This window comes from Bradyrhizobium sp. WSM4874 (assembly GCF_055811835.1).
In genome coordinates this window covers 1-5,801 of sequence record NZ_JBVVPR010000106.1, presented here as the reverse complement: position 1 = coordinate 5,801, position 5,801 = coordinate 1, and the positions used below count along the sequence as shown (strand labels likewise).

8 protein-coding genes are annotated in these 5,801 nt (G+C 59.1%); 7 read left to right on the top strand and 1 reads right to left on the bottom strand.

Annotation, left to right across the window (positions count from 1 at the left end):
• Positions 1–713: formyltransferase family protein (locus AC0L3P_RS39125; RefSeq protein ID WP_473309334.1), on the bottom strand; the 713-nt coding region annotated here is incomplete at its 3' end.
• Between the two features lie 1,461 nt (positions 714–2,174).
• On the opposite strand from AC0L3P_RS39125, the gene AC0L3P_RS39120 reads away from it, so the two are divergent.
• The 7 genes from AC0L3P_RS39120 to AC0L3P_RS39090 all read left to right on the top strand — a co-directional run bounded on the left by AC0L3P_RS39120 (position 2,175) and on the right by AC0L3P_RS39090 (position 5,638).
• A complete protein-coding gene (locus tag AC0L3P_RS39120) occupies positions 2,175–2,858 on the top strand; it encodes a CBS domain-containing protein (RefSeq protein WP_473309332.1) in 684 nt (227 codons plus the stop codon).
• Positions 2,859–3,074: 216 nt separating this feature from the next.
• Complete coding sequence (locus AC0L3P_RS39115; RefSeq protein WP_473309331.1) at positions 3,075–3,335, top strand: hypothetical protein; 261 nt, start codon at positions 3,075–3,077, stop codon at positions 3,333–3,335.
• An 88-nt stretch (positions 3,336–3,423) separates the two neighbouring features.
• Positions 3,424–4,149 (top strand): efflux RND transporter periplasmic adaptor subunit, encoded by a 726-nt coding sequence (locus AC0L3P_RS39110; RefSeq protein ID WP_473309335.1) that lies wholly within the window; start codon positions 3,424–3,426, stop codon positions 4,147–4,149.
• Positions 4,146–4,835, top strand: coding sequence for an ABC transporter permease (locus AC0L3P_RS39105; RefSeq protein WP_473309330.1), 690 nt, complete (start codon positions 4,146–4,148; stop codon positions 4,833–4,835). Before AC0L3P_RS39110 ends, AC0L3P_RS39105 begins: the two co-directional genes overlap by 4 nt.
• Positions 4,832–4,972 carry a hypothetical protein gene (locus AC0L3P_RS39100; protein WP_473309329.1) on the top strand — a complete coding sequence of 47 codons (141 nt, stop codon included), beginning with the start codon at positions 4,832–4,834 and terminating at the stop codon, positions 4,970–4,972. Before AC0L3P_RS39105 ends, AC0L3P_RS39100 begins: the two co-directional genes overlap by 4 nt.
• A 7-nt stretch (positions 4,973–4,979) precedes the next feature.
• Positions 4,980–5,381 (top strand): ABC transporter permease, encoded by a 402-nt coding sequence (locus AC0L3P_RS39095; RefSeq protein WP_473309328.1) that lies wholly within the window; start codon positions 4,980–4,982, stop codon positions 5,379–5,381.
• Positions 5,378–5,638, top strand: a complete 261-nt coding sequence (locus AC0L3P_RS39090; protein WP_473309327.1) for an ATP-binding cassette domain-containing protein — start codon at positions 5,378–5,380, stop codon at positions 5,636–5,638. Before AC0L3P_RS39095 ends, AC0L3P_RS39090 begins: the two co-directional genes overlap by 4 nt.
• Positions 5,639–5,801 lie beyond the last annotated feature (163 nt).

Sequence of the window (5,801 nt, the reverse complement as noted above, 5' to 3'; positions counted from 1 at the left end):
GGATGGATTTCAACTAGAGACCCCGCCGCAAAGCCCGAGCGCCCAGCCGTCACCTCCAAGCGCCTGACGGTGACGAAGTCATCGTCTACGAAAGCCTTGGACAGGCCCAACGGATTGGCATGACAGGGGCCAAAGTCCAAGGCACGTGTCATCGCTGCCAGACCCTGCGCGGATCGATCCCATCGCAGACAGCCCGCAGCATCTGGGCGGCGACGCTTCGGGAAAAAACTTCGGTCCGCTAGCGCCTGCGGACGAGCACCGAGCTGTCCATTTGTTAAGCCAGCTAGAAGCTCGCGGAAGCCCTCGATAGCAGCCTCATAACATTTGAGATTCAGCGTCAATGCCGTATCACTCGGCGCAATCAACACTTGGCGCTGTACTACCAGCTCACCAGTATCAACCCCATGACTGATACGATGCCACGTGATGCCATGTTCGGTCTCCCCGGCAAGAAGCGCCCAAGACGTCGCATGGGTTCCCGCATATCGTGGCAACGGACCGTCATGGTAGTTGAAAGCGCCTTGACGGGCTCGCCCAAACACCTCCGGCGGCAGCACGAACGGGCTAGCAACGGAAAAAATCCATTCCACCGGCTCGGCCTTCAGCAACGTGGAGAGCTCTTCAACGCTCACCACACACAGGATTTTGGCGCGAGCGGCCTCATCAGCGAATGTAGCGTCGGCACACAGCGCCGCGCGGATGTCGTGACCCATCTCCCTTGCTAGCTGCACGCACCTTATGGCTAGCGTACCACTACCAACAAAGACGCTAGAATAGATTGACGGAGTTGCTGCCTGCTGCCTGCTACTCTCGCTTGGCCCGCAAACATCTGTGCGCATCCGAGGAGACTGATGTACTATCTTCATCGCTCAGCCAATCCGTCGCCTAGGGTGAGCAGCTTCCACCCAAGGCGCCCCGTACCCTAGAGACTTGGACCTGCCGCACTGGTCAGGATTTGATCAAGAGCTGCGGCGCTGAATGCTAATCGAATTTCGACCAGCCTTGAGAGCTATCAGCGCGAATAACGACAGCGGCGCCTCCGATGGACGCAACCGAGATTCATTGGGCGGGACCACACTTAAACAGTGCAGCGTCTATGGCGGTGAGTTGAATCAATCGAACAAGCTTCATCTGACTGTGTTGGCGGGTGACCGCGGGACCGCTAGAGTCCTACAGATCCTTCACCATCTCATAGCAATCCGCGTGCCACAAAGAGGCTGTACAACTCTTGCTTGAAGAGCGAAAGAGCACGTGCTTTGCGCCCCGGCGCCGAAATACTTGAGCCTCAGTGTCCAGTTGCTGACATGGTGTCTTCAGCTGGACATAGCGAAACAAGACAACTTCAAACTCTGACGGTTGCTTCTCGTGCCGAACTCGAACATCTGAGGGGGATCTTCCGATGGCGACTCACGATCGAACGCTTGGCGCCGAAGCATCAAGTGTCACGCGATCTTGCGGCGTGGATCCACCGTTATTGGATTGGCCGAGGACGCGGCCTGACAATCGGACCTTTTGATCGGCGTAGCGCCCGTGCCGTCGGAGTTGCTCAGGGTTGCAGAGACGGCGCGAGCGCGACTGAGATAAGATATGATGCTTGGATCGGCCTCTAGTCGCCACTTGATGCCATCGCATGGTCTTACCTGCTGGCTCTGACGGAATTCGCTGATGTACACCTCATTTTCCGACGGGGCTGGAAGCCCGAAGGACCATTCAGGTTTGGCGGATCACGGTCCGACCTGTTTGCTGTCAAATCGCCGCGGAACTTAGCAATGCTGATATTGCTACGGGTTAGATGACCCGACGCGGCAAGCTCTTGTATTCTGGGTAGTAGGACTTTCATTAGCCAAAGCGCCCATACTTGCGTGCCGTCACTATCGCCACCTTTTTTGGCCGACGGTTGACCAAACTCATGATCCATTCCGGCAGCGATTGGCCGCATGTCAACGCAGATCGAGCGCCATGGATCAACAGCGTGCGCAATTAGGAGCTCGGCGTTTGCTGATGCCAAGCAACTTCAGGTGCCCGCCCGTAGCGGCGGTTTGTCGAGGAACCCATCCAAACCAGGCGGCAAACTCGCGTCAACTTAAACGCTTTGGCATCGCCAATCATCACGACAGTCGCTGTGGCCGTGAGCAGACCGAACCAGGAACCGCCCGGCATGCATCATTCAGTTTGTGTCAGTCACGCGGCCGACGCTCGATCTCCAGGATCTCCTGGTCGAGACGATCGATCCGCGCAAACTGTTCGCCGCAGCGTATCCATCTGGGCAGGCAGTCCACCAGACGGACGAAGATGACTGGCAGGCACTTGGCAATCGCGGTGGCGCAGACATTATCTTCGTATGTTGCGCTCCCTTTGATCCTAGTCAATCCCCGCAAGGCTGTATCCTGCCCAAGGTAGTCACCATGTTTTTGGAGGCTGATCATGCAGGCCGCGACATCATTATTTCTTCGGTGACCACCGTCGGCACGACTGCAACCGTCCCGCAGCAGAGTTGTCCGCATCGTCATGAAAGCCGACCTGCTGCATCGGACCGAACGAGAATCGAGCGCCTCTATCTCTGGTGGCTGCGTCGCCGCGCACGGGCATCCGATCGCGTGAAATCGCATGCGGTCGATAGCAGCGAAATCATGCCCTGGGAAGTCGTGACCGCCGCCCGGGAGATGCCGCTGCACGAAATCGCGATGCTGCTGGAAGAGCACCCGATTGAAGGTGCTCCGATGGTCAAAAAGGTCAGCCAGCGCGTCGGTATTGGCAGCGGAGACCAACCTTCGGCAGGCGAACGCCAGCGCCCGGCCGCAGCTCGAGATTTCACTTCCCCATTCCTGCATCGGGAAAAGGATGCTCGGCGAGTTTAAAGATTGGGTCCACCCTTCAACTGATTGCCGCCGTGCAAAATGGCGCGGTTGACGTGTGGGATTGTGCGCCGTCGGTCGCGATCGGCGGCGCCGCTAATGTTGCGATGGTGAACGATCACTTTCTAAAAACGCCAATCATCGCTATCGTCTCGGGCGAGATCTTCGGGCAGCGAGCCGAGAAGCGCTGCGATGACTGTTCGTGAGGCTGAATCCCAAATGGACATGCAGCTGCGAACGCTTCCGGCGGCGGAGACGGAAGCGAAGCATGCGAAAGCAAGACCGCCGGGACGTGGCCGGAAGCTGATCGTCGGCCTTGTCTTTGTCCTGGCCGCCATCCTCGTCTGGTATCTGCACGAGCCCGAAATCGCGGTCGCGCGTGCCGTTCGCGATCCGGTGGCCGAGATCGTTTATGCCACCGGATCAGTCGAGCCCGAAACTTGGTCGCGCCTCACCCCCTGGTGCGCGGCCGTATCATAGAGCGCTGCCGATGCGAGGGCAAAGCGGTCAAGAAAGGAGACCGCCTGGCTCGGCTTGACGACACTGAGGCACAGGCAACCTAAACGAGCTGCGAGCACTGGAGAATTTCCAGCGCCGAGAGTTCGAACGGCAATCCCATTTGTTCGCGCCTGGCGCGACAACCGCGAAGATGGAACAGAGGGCCGCAAGCGACCTCGCACGCGTCCAAGCCCAGATCGCGGCACAGAAGCAGCGGTTGAGATTCTACGAAATAGTCGCTCCGATGGATGGCACGGTACTGCGGGAAGATGGGGAGATCGGCGACATGGTGGATCCTGGCACGATCCTTTATCGCCTCGCACTTGCAAAGTCGCTCTGGGTCGTCGCCGAGGTCAACGAGGAAGACGTCCCCCGAATCGAACCCGGACAAAGAGCGTTGTTGCGGACCGACGCGTTTGCAGGAAAGGTGCTCTCAGGGTCCATCAAGGAAATCACGCCGGCCGGCGACCCCATCGCGAAGACCTTCCGGGTTCGGATCGGATTGCCCGACGACAGCCCGCTTCACGTCGGCATGAGCGTGGAAGCCAACATTGTTGCACGCGAGAAGCAGGATGCGATCGTCGTTCCTACCAATGCCGTGATTGGCAACGAGGTACTGGTCGTCAAGGACGGCCGCCCGGCACCGCGCAAAGTCGAGATCGGCTTTCGCGGCGCCGGCCACGTCGAAATCGTCGGCGGCCTTGAAGAGTATGAGATGGTGGTGTCTCCCGCGACCGCGAGCATCCAAACACGTGGTCGCGTCAGGGTACGGGCGACGGATGCGACCGCACCATGAAGCTGATCCTTGCCATCGTTTGGACGCACATCACATACCGCATCCACCAGACGCCGGTTGGGGTGGCGGGCGTTGCAATCGGCGTCGGCTTCTCGATTGTGATGGCCGCGCTGATGGAAGGATCGCAGAACGACTTCATCTCAACACTGCTCGACGCGCTGCCCCACATCTCCGTCACGGACGAACGGCGTGAGCCGACGCCCCAGCCCGCCGACCTCCTCTACGCCGCTGCCGCAATCCACGGTCTCACGCCCGCGGTTCGACGGCCGGGCATCAAGAACCCCATGGCGACCATCGCCTCGCTACAGACCTGGGTTGCGGGCGCCCTTACCCCCTCGGTGCAGTCCAAGGCCATGATGCGCTACGCGGGCCGCAATCTTACGATCTTCGTGATCGGAATTGATCCGCACACCGAAAGCAGCGTGTCCAATCTCGCGACCCACGTACGCGAGGGCAGCCTCACCTCACTCTATCGTGCATCCAACGCGATTCTGCTCGGCGATAGCCTTGCGCGCAAGATCGGCACCCGCGTCAACTCGAACGTCACGCTGGTTTCTGCCAGGGGTATCACCGTGACCGCAACGGTAGTGGCACCTTCCATTCCGGCTTCCGCGCCACGGATGAAACGACAGGCTACGCCCTGCTTCGTACTGCGCAGACCCTTGAGAATCAGATCGGGATCGTGAACGAGATTCGGGTTCGTACGCGCGAGCCGATGGAGGCGCGCCTGATCAGCGGGCGTATCGGCGAGCAGACCGGCTACAAATCGATCTCCTGGCAGGAAGCGCAGGAGGATCTGCTGTCGGCCCATCACCATTCGTAACGTCCTGATGTACACGATCGTCGGCGCCATTCTTCTGGTCGCAAGCTTTGGCACTTACAGCATCATATCCACCATCATACGTGAAAAGACGCGCGACATTGCAATCATGAAATCGCTGGGGTTCACGGAACGCACCATGAAGGCGATCTTCATGATTGAGGCCGTGACAATTGGGCTTTCCGGCGCGGTACTCGGCTGTGGATTTGGCTATCTCCTGACGCGGGGAATGGCTTCACTGGAGTTCAACGATTCGTTTTCGGACCACAATCGTCTTCCAGTGTTCTATTCGATTACCCATTACGCGATCCCGACCTCGGTCGCGCTGGCATCGAGCCTTGTCGCCGGATACTTTCCCGCGCGCGCAGCCGCAGAGGTCAACCCCGTCGACATCATCAGGGGCGCGACGTGACGGCAGCGCTTATCGAAGCACGGAATGCGACCAAGGTGCTGCCGGGCATCGTCCCGGTGACACTGGTTCGCGACTTAAACTTGTCGATTGGCACGCGCGAGCTGATCGCGATCACAGGTCCGTCCGGATCGGGCAAATCATCGCTGCTCTATATGCTTGGTCTGCTTGATCTTCCTAGCAGCGGCGATATCCTGGTCAGCGATCGCTCGACTACGGCAATGAGCGAGGAGGAACGGGGCCATATGAGCTATCGCTGAAAGTTGGTGACGGCGGGAATCGGAAAGGCGGCATATCGTAGGGGTGCTTGACGCCTCCACTTCTCCACCGAAGGAGCGATATGCCGTGTCCAACGATAACGTCATCCAGCTGATTCAGCCAGGAATCTTCGACGGTCAACTCACAGAAGTCTTGCGCAACGGG

Bases quoted from the DNA above. Each gene is read 5' to 3' on its own strand.
- AC0L3P_RS39115 (WP_473309331.1), top strand. From the start codon at position 3,075: ATGGACATGCAGCTGCGAACGCTTCCGGCGGCGGAGACGGAAGCGAAG.
- AC0L3P_RS39105 (WP_473309330.1), top strand. From the start codon at position 4,146: ATGAAGCTGATCCTTGCCATCGTTTGGACGCACATCACATACCGCATC.
- AC0L3P_RS39095 (WP_473309328.1), top strand. From the start codon at position 4,980: ATGTACACGATCGTCGGCGCCATTCTTCTGGTCGCAAGCTTTGGCACT.